11 protein-coding genes are annotated in these 14243 nt (G+C 41.7%); 7 read left to right on the forward strand and 4 right to left on the reverse strand.

What is annotated here, in order from left to right; all coding sequences use genetic code 11:
• Nucleotides 1-189 precede the first annotated feature (189 nt).
• From AC0L6R_RS14655 to AC0L6R_RS14680, 6 genes are all read left to right on the forward strand, one after another.
• On the forward strand, nt 190-1614 hold the full coding sequence (locus AC0L6R_RS14655) for an MFS transporter (protein ID WP_473271874.1): 1425 nt from the start codon (nt 190-192) through the stop codon (nt 1612-1614).
• 361 nt (nt 1615-1975) lie between these two features.
• A complete protein-coding gene (locus AC0L6R_RS14660; RefSeq protein ID WP_473271993.1) occupies nt 1976-5497 on the forward strand; it encodes a molybdopterin-dependent oxidoreductase in 3522 nt (1173 codons plus the stop codon).
• A 48-nt stretch (nt 5498-5545) separates the two neighbouring features.
• Nucleotides 5546-6703: a rubredoxin gene (locus tag AC0L6R_RS14665; RefSeq protein WP_473271875.1), complete on the forward strand. Its 1158-nt coding sequence runs from the start codon at nt 5546-5548 to the stop codon at nt 6701-6703.
• Complete coding sequence (locus AC0L6R_RS14670) at nt 6691-6987, forward strand: rubredoxin (RefSeq protein WP_473271876.1); 297 nt, start codon at nt 6691-6693, stop codon at nt 6985-6987. The genes AC0L6R_RS14665 and AC0L6R_RS14670 overlap by 13 nt, the downstream gene beginning before the upstream one ends.
• Before the next feature lie 154 nt (nt 6988-7141).
• On the forward strand, nt 7142-7612 hold the full coding sequence (locus AC0L6R_RS14675) for an alginate export family protein (protein ID WP_473271877.1): 471 nt from the start codon (nt 7142-7144) through the stop codon (nt 7610-7612).
• A gap of 85 nt (nt 7613-7697) precedes the next feature.
• Nucleotides 7698-8426: a hypothetical protein gene (locus tag AC0L6R_RS14680; RefSeq protein WP_473271878.1), complete on the forward strand. Its 729-nt coding sequence runs from the start codon at nt 7698-7700 to the stop codon at nt 8424-8426.
• Here the strand turns inward: AC0L6R_RS14680 and AC0L6R_RS14685 are convergent.
• Together AC0L6R_RS14685 and AC0L6R_RS14690 are read right to left on the reverse strand one after the other, a co-directional pair.
• Complete coding sequence (locus tag AC0L6R_RS14685; protein WP_473271879.1) at nt 8423-10516, reverse strand: protein-disulfide reductase DsbD family protein; 2094 nt, start codon at nt 10514-10516, stop codon at nt 8423-8425. The genes AC0L6R_RS14680 and AC0L6R_RS14685 overlap by 4 nt on opposite strands.
• A gap of 198 nt (nt 10517-10714) precedes the next feature.
• Complete coding sequence (locus tag AC0L6R_RS14690; RefSeq protein ID WP_473271880.1) at nt 10715-12103, reverse strand: dipeptidase; 1389 nt, start codon at nt 12101-12103, stop codon at nt 10715-10717.
• A gap of 190 nt (nt 12104-12293) precedes the next feature.
• Here AC0L6R_RS14690 and AC0L6R_RS14695 point away from each other — a divergent pair, with 190 nt between their 5' ends.
• Nucleotides 12294-13289 (forward strand): NADPH:quinone oxidoreductase family protein, encoded by a 996-nt coding sequence (locus tag AC0L6R_RS14695; RefSeq protein ID WP_473271881.1) that lies wholly within the window; start codon nt 12294-12296, stop codon nt 13287-13289.
• Between the two features lie 52 nt (nt 13290-13341).
• Here the strand turns inward: AC0L6R_RS14695 and AC0L6R_RS14700 are convergent, their stop codons facing one another.
• Together AC0L6R_RS14700 and AC0L6R_RS14705 are read right to left on the reverse strand one after the other, a co-directional pair.
• Nucleotides 13342-13764, reverse strand: coding sequence for an organic hydroperoxide resistance protein (locus AC0L6R_RS14700; protein ID WP_473271882.1), 423 nt, complete (start codon nt 13762-13764; stop codon nt 13342-13344).
• Nucleotides 13765-14199 carry a MarR family winged helix-turn-helix transcriptional regulator gene (locus tag AC0L6R_RS14705; protein ID WP_473271883.1) on the reverse strand — a complete coding sequence of 145 codons (435 nt, stop codon included), beginning with the start codon at nt 14197-14199 and terminating at the stop codon, nt 13765-13767.
• Nucleotides 14200-14243 lie beyond the last annotated feature (44 nt).

A 14243-nucleotide genomic window follows, 5' to 3' on the forward strand; every position in this document is an offset into this window, starting at 1 on the left:
TGCGAAAAACTCCGTGTCCTTCGCGGTTAAAAAAGGAATCCAGAAAAAAATATTCAATTTTATACTTAGTCAGCAATCCACTCAGAGCAATTCTAAGTGGATTTTTTATTTTTATTCTAAATTAATTACGTATTATTTTTATTAATTACGTATTTATACTTACTTTTAACATAGTTAAATATAAGTATTATGGAACATCTACTTACACACAAAGCGACACGTTTAAATCTTCTTGATTTCAAAACCGTGCCTATCCGTACATTCTGGATTACATCAATCGCGTTTTTCATCTGCTTTTTCGCATGGTTCGGTATAGTGCCTTTCATGCCTGACGTGGTCAAGGATCTTGGCCTTACTCCTGCCCAAAAATGGAACGCGACAGTATTAGCAGTAGCGGGAACAGTTTTCGCCAGACTTCTCATCGGGAAACTTTGTGACAAATACGGTCCAAGACTTTGCTACACTTGGCTTTTGATTTTGGGATCCATTCCTGTTGTTTTGAGCGGACTGGTAACGACACCGATGCAGTTTATGATTTGTAGACTTTTGACTGGATTCATCGGCGCATCATTCGTAATAACACAAGTCCACACATCTCTAATGTTTGCTTCCAATGTGGTGGGAACCGCCAATGCAACTTCTGCAGGCTGGGGAAATCTTGGAGGCGGAGCAAATAGACTTGGAATGCCAATTATCGCAGCTATAGTGATAGGCGCCGGAGTCGCTCAGGAAGATGCTTGGAGATATGCCATGGTGATTGCAGGAATTGTTTGCTTTTCCATGGGCTTAGTTTACTATTTCTTCACAAAAGACACTCCTGAAGGTAATTTCAAAGAATTGGAAGCACGAGGAATGAAAGTTCCTACCACCAAAAAGGACAAAGTAGGATTTGGCGAAGCCATTAAAGACTACCGTGTATGGTTGCTATTCGTTGTATACGCAGCATGTTTTGGTATAGAACTAACCGTATATGGAACCATGGACGATTACCTGCAGAACACCTTCCAACTGGAGCGAATCACTGCGGGTAATATCGTACTTTCCTTCGCGCTGATGAACATTTTTGCACGTACGCTTGGAGGATACTTTGGCGACAAATTTGGAAAATTGAGAGGATTGAAAGGAAGAGTTTGGTTTTTGGCAGCAATTTTAATTGTAGAGGGATTAATGCTTAGTTTGTTCTCTCTGGCCACAGGACTTTTCATAGGATTTGCTTTGTTAATTGCATTTAGCCTAGCTGTACAAATGGCGGAGGGGGCCACATTCTCAGTTGTCCCATTTGTGAATAGGAAAGCAATCGGTTCTATCTCTGGAATCGTAGGAGCAGGCGGGAATTTTGGAGCTTTTGTAGCGGCACTTTTCCTGAGCTCTAAATCTGCAGTCGCTGAGAAAACTGCTCTAATTGCAAGCGAGGCATTAGGAGCTGAGGCAGCCGCAGCCGCTCAATCTGCCGCAGCAGCAAGTGCTGTATCAGCAGGATACTTGGTAATAGGAGGATTGATCGTGGTATCAGGAATGGTTGCTTTAGCCATTCGATTCAGCACAGAGGATGAAAAAGTAGCAGAGGTAGAATTAAGCAAATTGCAACCTGAATTAGTGAGAATTGATAATTAACTTGTAGCATCACTCCCAAAATAGCTCTTCTGCAGTTGACCATTTGTCTTGCGGATGAGCTATTTTGTTGATAAAGGCCAGACCGATGACCGATGACCGAAGCAACTTCAATGTTAATGTTTGCCTCCCTCACTGGTGTTTAAGTTCTTTACTAGCAGGCTACCATAGACGCTTATAATTATAATAAATCATATGTATATCGCATTTCAATTATCAACGAGATTAAATCATACTAAAATAAGCTAACCGCCAGATTTAAGGCCACTTCGATCTTCCGTCCTTTAAGCTAAGAAAATGAAATACCTGACATCATTACAGATATCCATATTTTCCAAATTCAAATTCTAACACCTGAGTAGTGATCCCAGATAAAAAAATCAAAACCACTTGTTCTTACTGCGGCGTTGGCTGCGGAATAGTTGCTGAGGTGGACTCTCAAAACAAAGTTCAGGTCGAAGGTGATCAGAATCATCCTGTGAACCAGGGCATGCTTTGCTCCAAGGGCCGTAATCTGCACTACGTGGTAAACGATACTTCGGATAGAATTCTCTATCCTGAGATGCGTTGGAGTAGATCTCATCCTCGGGAGCGGGTGAGCTGGGACCAAGGACTCGACAGAGCTGCTGGTGTATTCAAATCTTTGATTCAGAAATACGGACCGAACAGTGTAGGCTTTTACATTTCAGGACAATGCCTTACTGAAGAGTATTACATCGCAAATAAGCTTACAAAAGGCTTTCTGGGCACAAATAACATCGATACCAACAGTCGCTTGTGCATGAGCTCGGCGGTAGTTGCTTACAAGAAAACATTTGGAGAAGACTCAGTTCCTATTTCGTATGAAGACATAGAGTTGGCAGATGCATTTTTGATCACTGGCGCAAATCCTGCCTGGTGTCATCCCATCCTCTTTCGCAGATTGGAAAAGCATAAGGAGAAAAATCCGAATGTGAAGATTATCGTGGTAGATCCACGCAAGACTGATTCTGCTACTTTCGCAGATATTCACCTACAGATCATTCCCGGTACGGACATTATTTTATACAATGCCATCGGCCGTAGAATCATCGACATCGGACTGGCAGATAAAGAATTCATAGAAAAACATACAGAAAACTACCTGAAGTACCGCAAGCAAGTGATGTCAACTTCCTTGAAAGAAGCTTCAAAACTCTGCGGAATTTCTGTTGACGACATTAAAAAAGTAGCTGAGATCATCGGAGAATCAAAGGGATTTATCAGCATGTGGGCAATGGGCCTGAACCAAAGCGCCATCGGTACAGATAAGAACTTTTCCCTGCTCAATCTTTCGCTGGTAACTGGCAGAATTGGGAAGCCTGGAAATGGGCCCTTTTCTCTCACAGGTCAGCCAAATGCCATGGGAGGGCGTGAAGTGGGTGGAATGGCGAGTTTACTGGCTGTTCACAAGGACTTGAATAATCCTGTACACCGACAGGAAGTCGCGAATTTTTGGGGCGTAAATGAGATTTCTCCAGAACCTGGATTATCTGCCACTGAGATGTTTGATGCTTTGGAAAGTGGGGAAATGAAAGCCGTATGGATCATCTGTACCAATCCTATGGTGAGTTTGCCAAACTCTAAGAAGATCGAAAAGGCGATGAAAAAAGCAAAGTTCGTAGTCGTACAGGATATTTCACACAAAGCAGACACGGTTGAATACGCAGATTTGGTTCTGCCTGCAGCAGGATGGCTGGAGAAAGAAGGCACGATGACGAATTCCGAGCGAAGGATTTCTTACCTGAACAAAGGAATCAATCCTCCGGGAGAAGCTAGACCTGACATAGAGATACTTTGCGATTTTGCCCGTAGAATGGGTTTCCGAGGCTTTAATTACAACAATACGGAGGAGATCTACGAGGAATATTGTGCCATGACCAAAGGTACGAACATCGATATTTCCTTTCTGAATTACGATAGACTGAAAAGTGAAGGCTCCTTCCAATGGCCTGTTCCAGAATACAGACACACAGGAACCGCGCGACTATTTTCAGACAATAAATTCTATACACCGACTCAAAAAGCGATCTTCAATATCCCTGCTCAGATCGCCAATACTTCAGAAAAAACCAGCAAGGAATTTCCATTGATTCTTACGACTGGACGTGTTCGTGATCAGTGGCACACCATGACCAAGACGGGAAAAGTATCCCGACTTCGCACACATTACCCAAGTCCAGTACTGGAAATCAATCCAATCGATGCCTATTTGGACAAGGTGAAAGACGGAGATGTGGTAGAGGTGAAAAGCAAGAATGGCGTAGTGAGAGTAAAGGCAAAGCTTTCCAAAAGCATTCGAGAAGGCGTGGTCTTCTTACCGATGCACTGGGGGAAGCAATTGCAATCGGATCTAAACCGTGCGAATAACCTGACCAAAACTGTAGTCGATCCTCAATCCAAGGAACCGGATTTTAAATTTACGACGGTATCAGTATCCAAATACAAAAAAGAAAAAGAGAAAATAGTGGTTGTGGGTGCTGGAGCCGCCGCTTTCCGCTTTATCCAAAATTACCGAGAGCATAATGATTCCGATCAGATTCATGTATTTTCTAAGGAGCCCCATCCCTTTTACAACCGGGTGCTTTTGCCGGAATATGTGACAGAAGAATTGACTTGGGAGCAACTTCAGAAGATAAAGGAATATGAGCTTCAGAAGCTTAAAATCTCTCTTCATACTGGCCTTTCCATAGAAAAGATCGATCCAGAAAAGCAGGTGGTGGTTGACGATAATGGGCAAGAATATCCTTTCGACAAGTTGATCCTAGCTACAGGAAGTAGAGCTTTTATACCGAAAGATGCTCAGCTAGACCTGCCTGGTAGATTCACTATGCGAAGTAAAATTGATGCGGATCGATTCAAAGATTACTTAGACTCGACCAAGTTGCCTCCTGAAAATCAGCATGTGGTCATCATAGGCGGTGGCTTGTTGGGACTAGAACTTGCTGCGGCCTTACAGCACAACCGTGTGAAAGTGACCATCGTGCAGCGCGCTTCCAGACTCATGGAACGACAACTGGATGAGGTTTCCAGCAAGCTGCTTTCATTGGATGTGCAGGAGCGTGGAATTCACGTGTATTTCGACAACGAAGTGAGCACAGTTTTCGATGATGAAGAACACAAGTCGCTTTCCATCACGCTGAAAAGCGGAAAAATCATTTACGCCAATGCAGTAGTTTACGCCATTGGCACTCAGCCGAATATCAAAATTGCCCGGGATAACGGGATTTTATGTGGTCGTGGCATCAAGGTCAATCAGCACTTACAGACCAATTATCCTAACATTTTTGCCATAGGCGAGATCGCAGAATTCCAAAATCAACTCTTCGGAATCACTTCTGCTGCTGAGGAGCAAGCTATGGTTTTGGCAAATTATATCGCTGGTGATGTGAGTAGCATTTACAGCGGATCTGTGCTGATGAACATTCTAAAATTTAAGGATCTGGAACTGTGCAGTATTGGGGATATCATCATACCTGAAAATGATGATAGCTACGAGGAAATCATTTTCACCGATATCAGTCGTCGCTATTACAAGAAGTGTATCGTCAAAGATGACTTGCTAATTGGCGCTGTGCTGATGGGGGATAAAAATGAATTTGCTGAGTTCAAATCCCTTATCGAAAACAAAATTGAGCTTTCTGAAAAAAGGAAATCACTGCTCATGGGATCATCGGAGACCAGACCTGTGATCGGCAAATTAGTATGTAGCTGTAGCCGTGTTGGCGAAGGAAATATCCAGGAAGCTATAGCAGGTGGATGCATAGACTTCACTACACTTTGTCAGCAAACAGGAGCTGGTTTGGGTTGCGGAAGTTGTAAAACAGAAGTTAGAGAGATTCTCCATCAATCAAAAGTACTGGCGTGAAATCAACCATCACCCTAAGTAAATCCTTTGAAAGTAACTTGTAAGCAGATGACACAAAATTATTCTAGAGTAGTCGTAAGAGGCGGAGTACTTTCACCCGCAGAATTAAAGCAGATTTTGGAACTGGCAGAAAGTGCCGGTTTGGACACTATTTCATTGGGCTCTCGTCAAGATATTCTCTTTATCAAAGATGATGATACGCTGGAAATTGATTCTCAGGATAAATTTCAATTGGTGTCTCCGGAGGAATTGGGGGTGGAAAATATTGTTTCTTCTTACGTTTCATCAGACATTTTTCCTAACACCCCTTGGCTGACTGGGGATCGCTATCTGTATATTTTGGAACAATTCAGAGTACAGCCAAACCTAAAAATCAACATTACAGACCCCAAACAGCGCCTTGTACCACTTTTCACGGGGCATTTGAATTTCATAGCTTCTGCACACGAGGATTACTGGTATCTGTACGTCCGTCTGCCAGAATGGGAAGAGACAATGATGTATCCAGCGCTTATTTACAGTTGGGATATTGCAAAAGTAGCTGCGGCAATTGAAGAGATTTTGAAGGAGGAACCAGCCGATGTGGGGTTTCTATTTGAGTTGGTGAATGACGCTGTGGATTCCAATAACCGTACAGTGGACACTCCACTTGAAGTTCCCTTTTACCCGTTTCCCTACTACGAAGGCATCAATCGTGTGGGAGACGATCGCTATTGGCTGGGATTGTATTGGAGAAATAATAAGTACTACATAGACTTTTTGAAGGTGCTCTGTGACCTCTGTGCGGACAGCCGAATCGGAAAAATCTCCATCACGCCCTGGAAATCCATTATCATTAAGGGAATTCCTGAAAACACAAAAATCGAATGGGAAAGACTGCTGGGCCGTTACGGAATCAATGTGCGTCACTCCATGCTGGAACTGAATTGGCATCTCCCAGTCAATAATAAATCTGCGCTGAAACTCAAAGAATATCTTGTTGACAACTTTGACAAGCGCGACATCAGTACTTACGGACTTACTTTTGGAATCACTGATTACACCAGAAAGGCATATTATTTCACGTCCATCATCATAGAGAAAACTCAGCTCCGGCAGGATTGGAAGGCATCAAAATCCGAAATACGTACAATCTTCTTTATGCAAAAAACTTTGACCCAAACTCACAGCAATACATCGTCTACGTACAAGAAGTGGATAAGGTAGAATTGCCGGGACTTTTGATCGAGCTAAGTAAGATGTACTTCGAGCAGTTGGGAAAAAAGCCAGAGGGTTCCAAAAAATTGGCTACTCCAAAGGAGACTATAAAAACTGAAGCTTATCAATGCTCGGATTGCCTCACAGTTTATGATCCAGCATACGGAGATTTGGTTCAGAATATAGCTCCATTGACTGCATTTGAGGATTTACCTGAAACCTACCTTTGCTCTCTTTGCGAAGCTCCTAAATCTAAGTTTGTGAAAAAGACTTTTGAAAAGCAGGTTGAATAGTGGGCAGGGATCAGTTTTCAGTCGTATAATGAATACTGATTCGAGAAGAAATAAAAGAAAATAAAATACTTAGTATTTATACGTATTTTATTTAGAATTTAATAAGTATTTATACTTATATTTGGTTCGAGATTTAACCACTAACACTCGAACCATGAAAAAGATTTTTACGCTAATACTTGCCTTCTTCGCATACCATCAAATTGTATTTGCTCAGGAATTCACATTAGACGCGGACATACGTCCTCGGTTTGAATATAGACACGGCTTTGGCAGCCTATTCCCAGATAATGGAAAACCTGCAGCATTTGTAACGCAGCGGTCAAGGCTGAATTTGGGCTTTAATGACGATAAGTTAAGCCTCTACTTCAGTTTGCAGGATGTCAGTACTTGGGGAGACACGCAACAATTAAGTGCTTCAGATGGTAATGACTCTTTTGGCCTTTTTCAGGCTTGGCTTAGCTATTCTTTTACTACAAACTGGGCACTCAAATTAGGCCGTCAAGTCATATCGTATGATGATCAGCGGATTCTTGGTGAAGTGGATTGGGCGATGCAGGGAAGATTTCACGATGCGGCAATGATTCAGTATTCTAGAAGATTCAGGTTCAGAAGCTGGATTTAGCTTTTGCCTACGAATCCCGGAGAATCAAAAAACTATAGGTAGTGACTACACCATTACTGGGTTTTTCTCCTACAAAACCATGCAAATGGCTCACCTAACTAAGTCGTGGGACAAGGGATCGATTAGCTTTCTCTTTATGAATAATGGTTTTCAGAAGTACAGCAGCGATCCTATTTCGCAGACAGACGGACTTTATTACCGCCAGACTACAGGCACTTACTTTACCTTCCCGCTTTCTGCTCTCACTATTACGGGTTCAGCTCATTTGCAGACCGGAATGGCAAATGCCTCCACAGATCTGAGTGCCTACCAGTACATGGTTGAAGCAAAATATAAAGCTGGAAAAGTGACTTTAATTGGGGGCTTTGAGTCATTGAGTGGAACAGATCAAGCTGGCGAAGAAAAGAATAAATCCTTTTTCCCATTATATGGTACCAACCATAAATTCAATGGTTACATGGATTATTTCTACGTGGGAAATCATGCCAATAACGTAGGACTAAACGATTTCTATGGCAAAGTAGCCTTACCAACCGGCGAGAAATCCACTTTGGGTCTGAATGCCCACGTGTTTTTTGCCAACGGTGAAATGGCAGACGATTTATCACAAAACCTGGGAACAGAGCTTGACTTAGTCTATGGCAACAGCCTTGGAAAATATGTGAAAATGAATGTGGGTTACTCTCAGCTATTTGCCACGGAAAGTATGAGTGCTGTGAAAGGCGGAACTAGTTCAGAAAACACCAATAACTGGGGTTGGGTACAGCTGATTGTGAATCCTAGATTGCTGACTTATAAAATGAAGCAAGATTAATTCGCTTGCTTAAATCTCTCTTTCGCCCCATCTAAAAACTCAACAAATTCCTGAATATCGGTTTCATACCCCTTAGGCTGAGCGAGGAGATTTTCACTATGATCTAGGATGACATAGTAAGGCTGCGCATTGTTTTGAAAGCGGGTAATCTGGAAATCTGCGTTTTGCTTGCCCAAAGTTTTTTTGACTTTTCCGTCATATTCTGAAGTGTACCAATCACTTTCAGGAAGCTCCAATCGTTCATCGATATAAAGTGCCACCATGACGAAATCCTCTTTCAGCCTCTTCAAAACCTGCGGATCTACCCAGACGTTTTCCTCCATTTTTCGGCAGTTCACACATCCATGCCCAGTGAAGTCAATGAGAAGTGGCTTATTTGCCTTTTTTGCAGCTCTCATTGCTTGCTCATAGTCAAAATACCCCTGAATGCCGAGAGGTATTTCCAGTGGGATATCTGCATATTTTACTGGTTCACCCAGGATATTCTCTCCATCCTCAACCATACTTTGCCCACCGGTCAATTTAAACTGCTGGGTGGACATAGGAGGAAGGTAACCGCTTAGGTATTTCAGCGGCGCTCCAAAAAGACCTGGAATCATGTAGAGCACAAACATAAAGGTGAACAAAGCCAAAAGTAGTCTTGGCACCCCTATGGCATCCATTGGTGAATCGTGTGGAAGGCGAATTTTACCCAAAAGATAAAGTCCCAATCCAGAGAAAATCACAATCCAAATAATCAGGAAAATATCCCGGTCAAGAATCCCCCAGTGATATACCAGATCTGCAATAGAAAGGAATTTGAAAGCTAAAGCCAGTTCTAAAAATCCCAAAACCACTTTCACAGAATTCAGCCAACCACCGGACTTCGGCAAGCGATTCATCCATTCAGGGAAAATAGCAAACAGCGTAAATGGAATTGCAAAGGCTAGGGAGAATGCAAACATCCCCAGAATCGGTTTAATCAATTCTCCACCAGCCGAAGAGATCAAAATAGATCCAACGATAGGGCCTGTGCAGGAAAATGACACCAACACCAAAGTGAAAGCCATAAAGAAAATCCCTGTCAAACCACCTTTTTCAGCCTTTTCATCTACTTTATTTACAAAGCCAGAAGGCAAGGTAATCTCAAACATCCCCAGAAAAGCCAAGGCGAAAAAGATGAAAATCCCGAAGAAAAAAAGATTCGGAAGCCAATGTGTTGCGAGCCAATTGGCAAATTCCGGACCTTGAATTGCAGCTACGGCAGTTCCAGCAATTGTATAAATAGCAATAATCGACAAGCCATAAATGATGGCATTTCGTATTCCTGTTGCTTTGCTTCCAGCACGGCCAGTAAAGAAACTTACAGTCATCGGTATCATTGGAAATACACAGGGAGTAAGCAAAGCGGCCAAGCCAGCCAAGAAAGCTAAAACCATAAATCCCCAAAGAGATTCACTCTCCTGAACTGCAACAATTTCAATGGGTTCAGAAGAAGTAGCAACTGGCTCATCCACCTGATTTTCCTGGATACCAAAAGGAGCATCCTCTGTCTCAGAATCAGAAGAAGAAACTGAATCTATTGCTAGAACAGTACTTTCTGAAGGAGTTGAGGTAATAGCAGGCTCACTAGCCTCGAATTCAGTCTCTATATCAAGATCATAATTAACACACTTACCTGAGACATCAGAACACATTTGATATGCCAGCGTTCCGGTAATCTTTCCTGAGGTAGTTTTAGGGATAAATAATTGCTCAAACCTCCCTTTACCTATAAAATACTTTACATCACCTTCCCAGATATCTTCATATTTTGTCTTGGAATCAATGGCTTTAAAACCACCTGTCAAAGTATATTCTTCAGAATTATCCAACTCCAAAGTTGCCAAAATCGGACCTAGATCCGGATCAAAATCATTGGCATAGATATACCAACCAATTGGAATTTGTGCTTCGAATACCAACTTAGCCTCTTCACCTTGAACCAGACTTTTTGGCTCGATTGAAATCGTCCATTTTGGCGGAGCAATAATCTGTGCTTGAGCGTAGAAACTGAAGAAAAGCAGTACAAGCAGGAGTAGTTTTCCTGATTTTCCTTTGGTTTTAGTCATGAAAGAATGATTGATTAGCAATTTACTTTTTTTGAGTAACCTCATTTATTTTACTACCAGAACAAACTCGTCTTCTAATATGGCTAACTCTAGCGAATTCGAGACTTCGGTCATCCGTCTTCGGTCTTCCAGCCTGATGGACAAGGAAATTGAGATAAGAGAATTATTGAACTACAAGATAAAGCATTAAGCCAATTATTAGTGGTCGCTTAGTTTTCTAAATTGACGGAAGAATGCCGCGATGGTTTCTATACCAATAAAGTAATTTTTTACACCGTAGTGCTCATTAGGTGAATGCAATGCATCTGTATCAAGGCCAAAACCAAACAGAATTGGATCAGAACCTAATTCCTTTTGGAACAACGCAACGATAGGAATAGATCCACCTTCGCGAGTCGGAATAGGTCTTTTCCCAAAAGTCTCTTCCATTGCAGCTTCTGCTGCTTTGTAACCAACAGATGAATCGGAAACTACCGCAGGTGAACCGCCATGATGAGCTTTCACTTTTACTTTTACTGATTTAGGAGCGATGGATTTGAAGTGATTTTCAAATAACTCAGCAATTTCTCTCCAGTCCTGATCAGGTACGAGACGCATAGATATTTTCGCATGTGCTTTTGACGGCAAAACGGTTTTGGCTCCTTCTCCAATATATCCACCCCAGATACCGTTGACATCTAGCGTAGGACGAATACCAACACGCTCAATAGTCGTATAGCCTTCTTCCCCATGCACATCATCAATGTCTAATTTCTCTTTATACTCATTTAGATCAAATGGAGCCTCGTTCAAGCGTGCTCTTTGCGCAGCCGTCAGCTCTTGCACCTTATCGTAGAACCCAGGAATGGTAATATGCTTATTCTCATCCTGCATGGAAGCAATCATATCACAAAGTACATTAATCGGGTTGGCAACAGCTCCTCCGTATGTACCTGAGTGAAGGTCTCGGTTGGATCCAGTTACTTCCACTTCCATGTAAGCCATGCCGCGAAGACCAACCGTGATGGAAGGATCTTGCATGGAAATCATATGCGTATCAGAAATCAGGATTACATCTGCTTTCAGCTTTTCTTTATTTTCGATGACGAATTTATCCAAGTTGTCAGACCCAACTTCCTCTTCTCCTTCGATCATAAATTTTACATTGCAAGGCAAATCCCCTGAAGCCATCATCGCTTCAAAAGCTTTCACATACATGTAAAATTGACCTTTGTCATCCGCAGATCCACGAGCGAAAATTGCTCCTTCGGGATGAATCTTCGTCTTTTTAATCACTGGCTCAAAAGGAGGTGAATCCCAAAGCTCATACGGATCAGCTGGCTGCACATCGTAATGTCCATATACCAAAACCGTTTGCAAAGCAGGGTCAATGATTTTCTCTCCGTAAACAATTGGATAACCTTTCGTCTGGCAGATTTCCACTACATCAGCTCCTGCTTTTTCCAAGCTTTCCTTCACAAAATTAGCCGCAGCAAAAACATCATCTTTAAATTTAGGATCAGCACTTACCGATGGAATGCGGAGCAAATCCAACAATTCATTAAGAAATCGATCTTTGTTGTCTCGGATAAAATCATTAACTGCCATATATCTGGGGATTATTTAGTAAAGCTTCAAAATTATCCTTTTCAGCCTGAAATGCCTATTTTAAAGATGTAATTGTCAGGCAGGAAGGTAGCAAGAACCAGCGAAGCTGATTAGTGGCGAAAAAGTTTAGCCAAATAGAATCATAGAAAACATACCTTAAAGATTTTTATCGTAAAAAAATTACATCGAAATGAAAGCAGTTATTTGCGAAGAGTTTGGCCTACCTGAAAACTTAAAAATTGGAGAATTACCTGATCCTAGACCGAAGGAAAATCAAGTTTTGATCCAAGTAGAAGTATGTGGTGTGAGCTATCCTGATTTGCTGATCATCCAAAACAAGTATCAATTTAAGCCAGAGCTTCCTTTTTCTCCTGGTGGAGAAGTAGTGGGTAAAATCATCGAATTAGGCGATAATGTTAGCAATCTGAAGATTGGAGATCGCGTATTGGCACTTTGTCGCTGGGGTGGATTTGCGGAGAAAATAGCTGTGGATACTGATCGAATTTTTGTACTTCCTGATGGAATTTCCTCAGAAATAGCTGCTGGATCTCTTTATTCCTTAAGCACAGCTTATCATGGGTTGAAAGATCGGGCAAATCTTCAGGATGGAGAAACCTTACTTGTGCTAGGAGCTTCCGGAGCAATCGGAATTGCTGCAGTTGAATTGGGAAAAGCCATGGGAGCAAAAGTCATTGCCTGTGCATCTTCGGATGAAAAACTTGAATACTGCAGATGTAAAGGTGCTGATGAAACGATCAATTACGAAACGGAAGATCTGAAATCCAGAATTAAGGAATTAACAAATGGAAAGGGAGTTGATGTGATTTTAGACCCTGTTGGAGGGAAGTACACTGATCCCGCTTTGCGAGGAATCGCATGGAAAGGCCGGTACCTGATTGTAGGATTTGCCAATGGAGATATTCCTAAAATCCCCATGAATCTACCTTTACTCAAAGGATGTTCTATTGTTGGTGTATTCTGGGGGAATTTCTCAAAAGTAGAAGCTTCACAGAATAGGCAAAATATGGAAACCCTTTTTCACTGGATTTTGGAAGGAAAAATCACTGGACACGAGGTAGATATATATGGATTAGAAAATGCAAAAAGTGGGATATTGGCTCTTCAAGACCGTACCAATTTTAAAAAAGGGATCATAAAAATAACTCAACCACAATCCATCAGATAAACATATCTACAGTCTAGGCGAGTAGCTAGACTGTAGATTTTAAGAGCGAAATCTAAGAGATAGCCTTCACGTTTACTTCTATATTCCCTTTAGTTGCTTTGGAGTAAGGACAAACTTCATGCGCTGCCTCAACTAGTTTTTGGGCTGCTTCCAAAGAATCAGCATGCGGTATTTTTACAAAAATATCCACAGCCAAACCGAAATCACCCGGACCATAATTTCCCAGATGAACTTTGGCGGTAATCTCTGAATCCCGCAGGCTAGTTTTACCTGCCACAGCACCTAATGCACCACCGAAACAAGCGGCATAGCCTGCAGCAAAAAATTGTTCTGGATTTGTTTTTCCTCCTTCACCTCCTATTTCTTTAGGCATAGCCACATCAAAATCCAAAAGCCCATCATCCGTTTTCACATGGCCTTTTCTACCTCCAGTATTTATAGCTACCGCGGTATAATCAATATTCAACTTCTTCATTTAGTTAGATCTTTTTAGTTTTTCAATACTATCTAACAAGTGAGAAATAGAATGGTTTAGCTCAGACAATTTTAAATCTGAAGATTCTGTCATTTGTTCATTTAAAGGCTCAATTATTTCATGGGCTTTAACTTGAAGTGATTTTCCAGGATAAGTCAATTCCACATGAACTGTTCGTTCATCCGCCTCCCCTCTCTGCCTCCTCACATAATTCATTGCCTCCAGTTTTTTCAATAGTGGCGTCAACGTCCCCGAATCAAGGTATAAGCGCTTCCCTATTTCATTGACCTTCAATCCATCTTCTTCCCACAAAACTGATAGCACAAGAAATTGTGGATAGGTCAAATTCAGTTCACTCAAACCGCTTTGAATGAACTGAATTAATAATCTGGAACTTGAATATAGAGAAAGCGAAAGCTGATGGATTGGAAGCATGGGGCGAAAATTAGGATTTTATACAATCTAACTGTATAATCTTA

The organism is Algoriphagus sp. 10J20-15 (genome assembly GCF_055809615.1).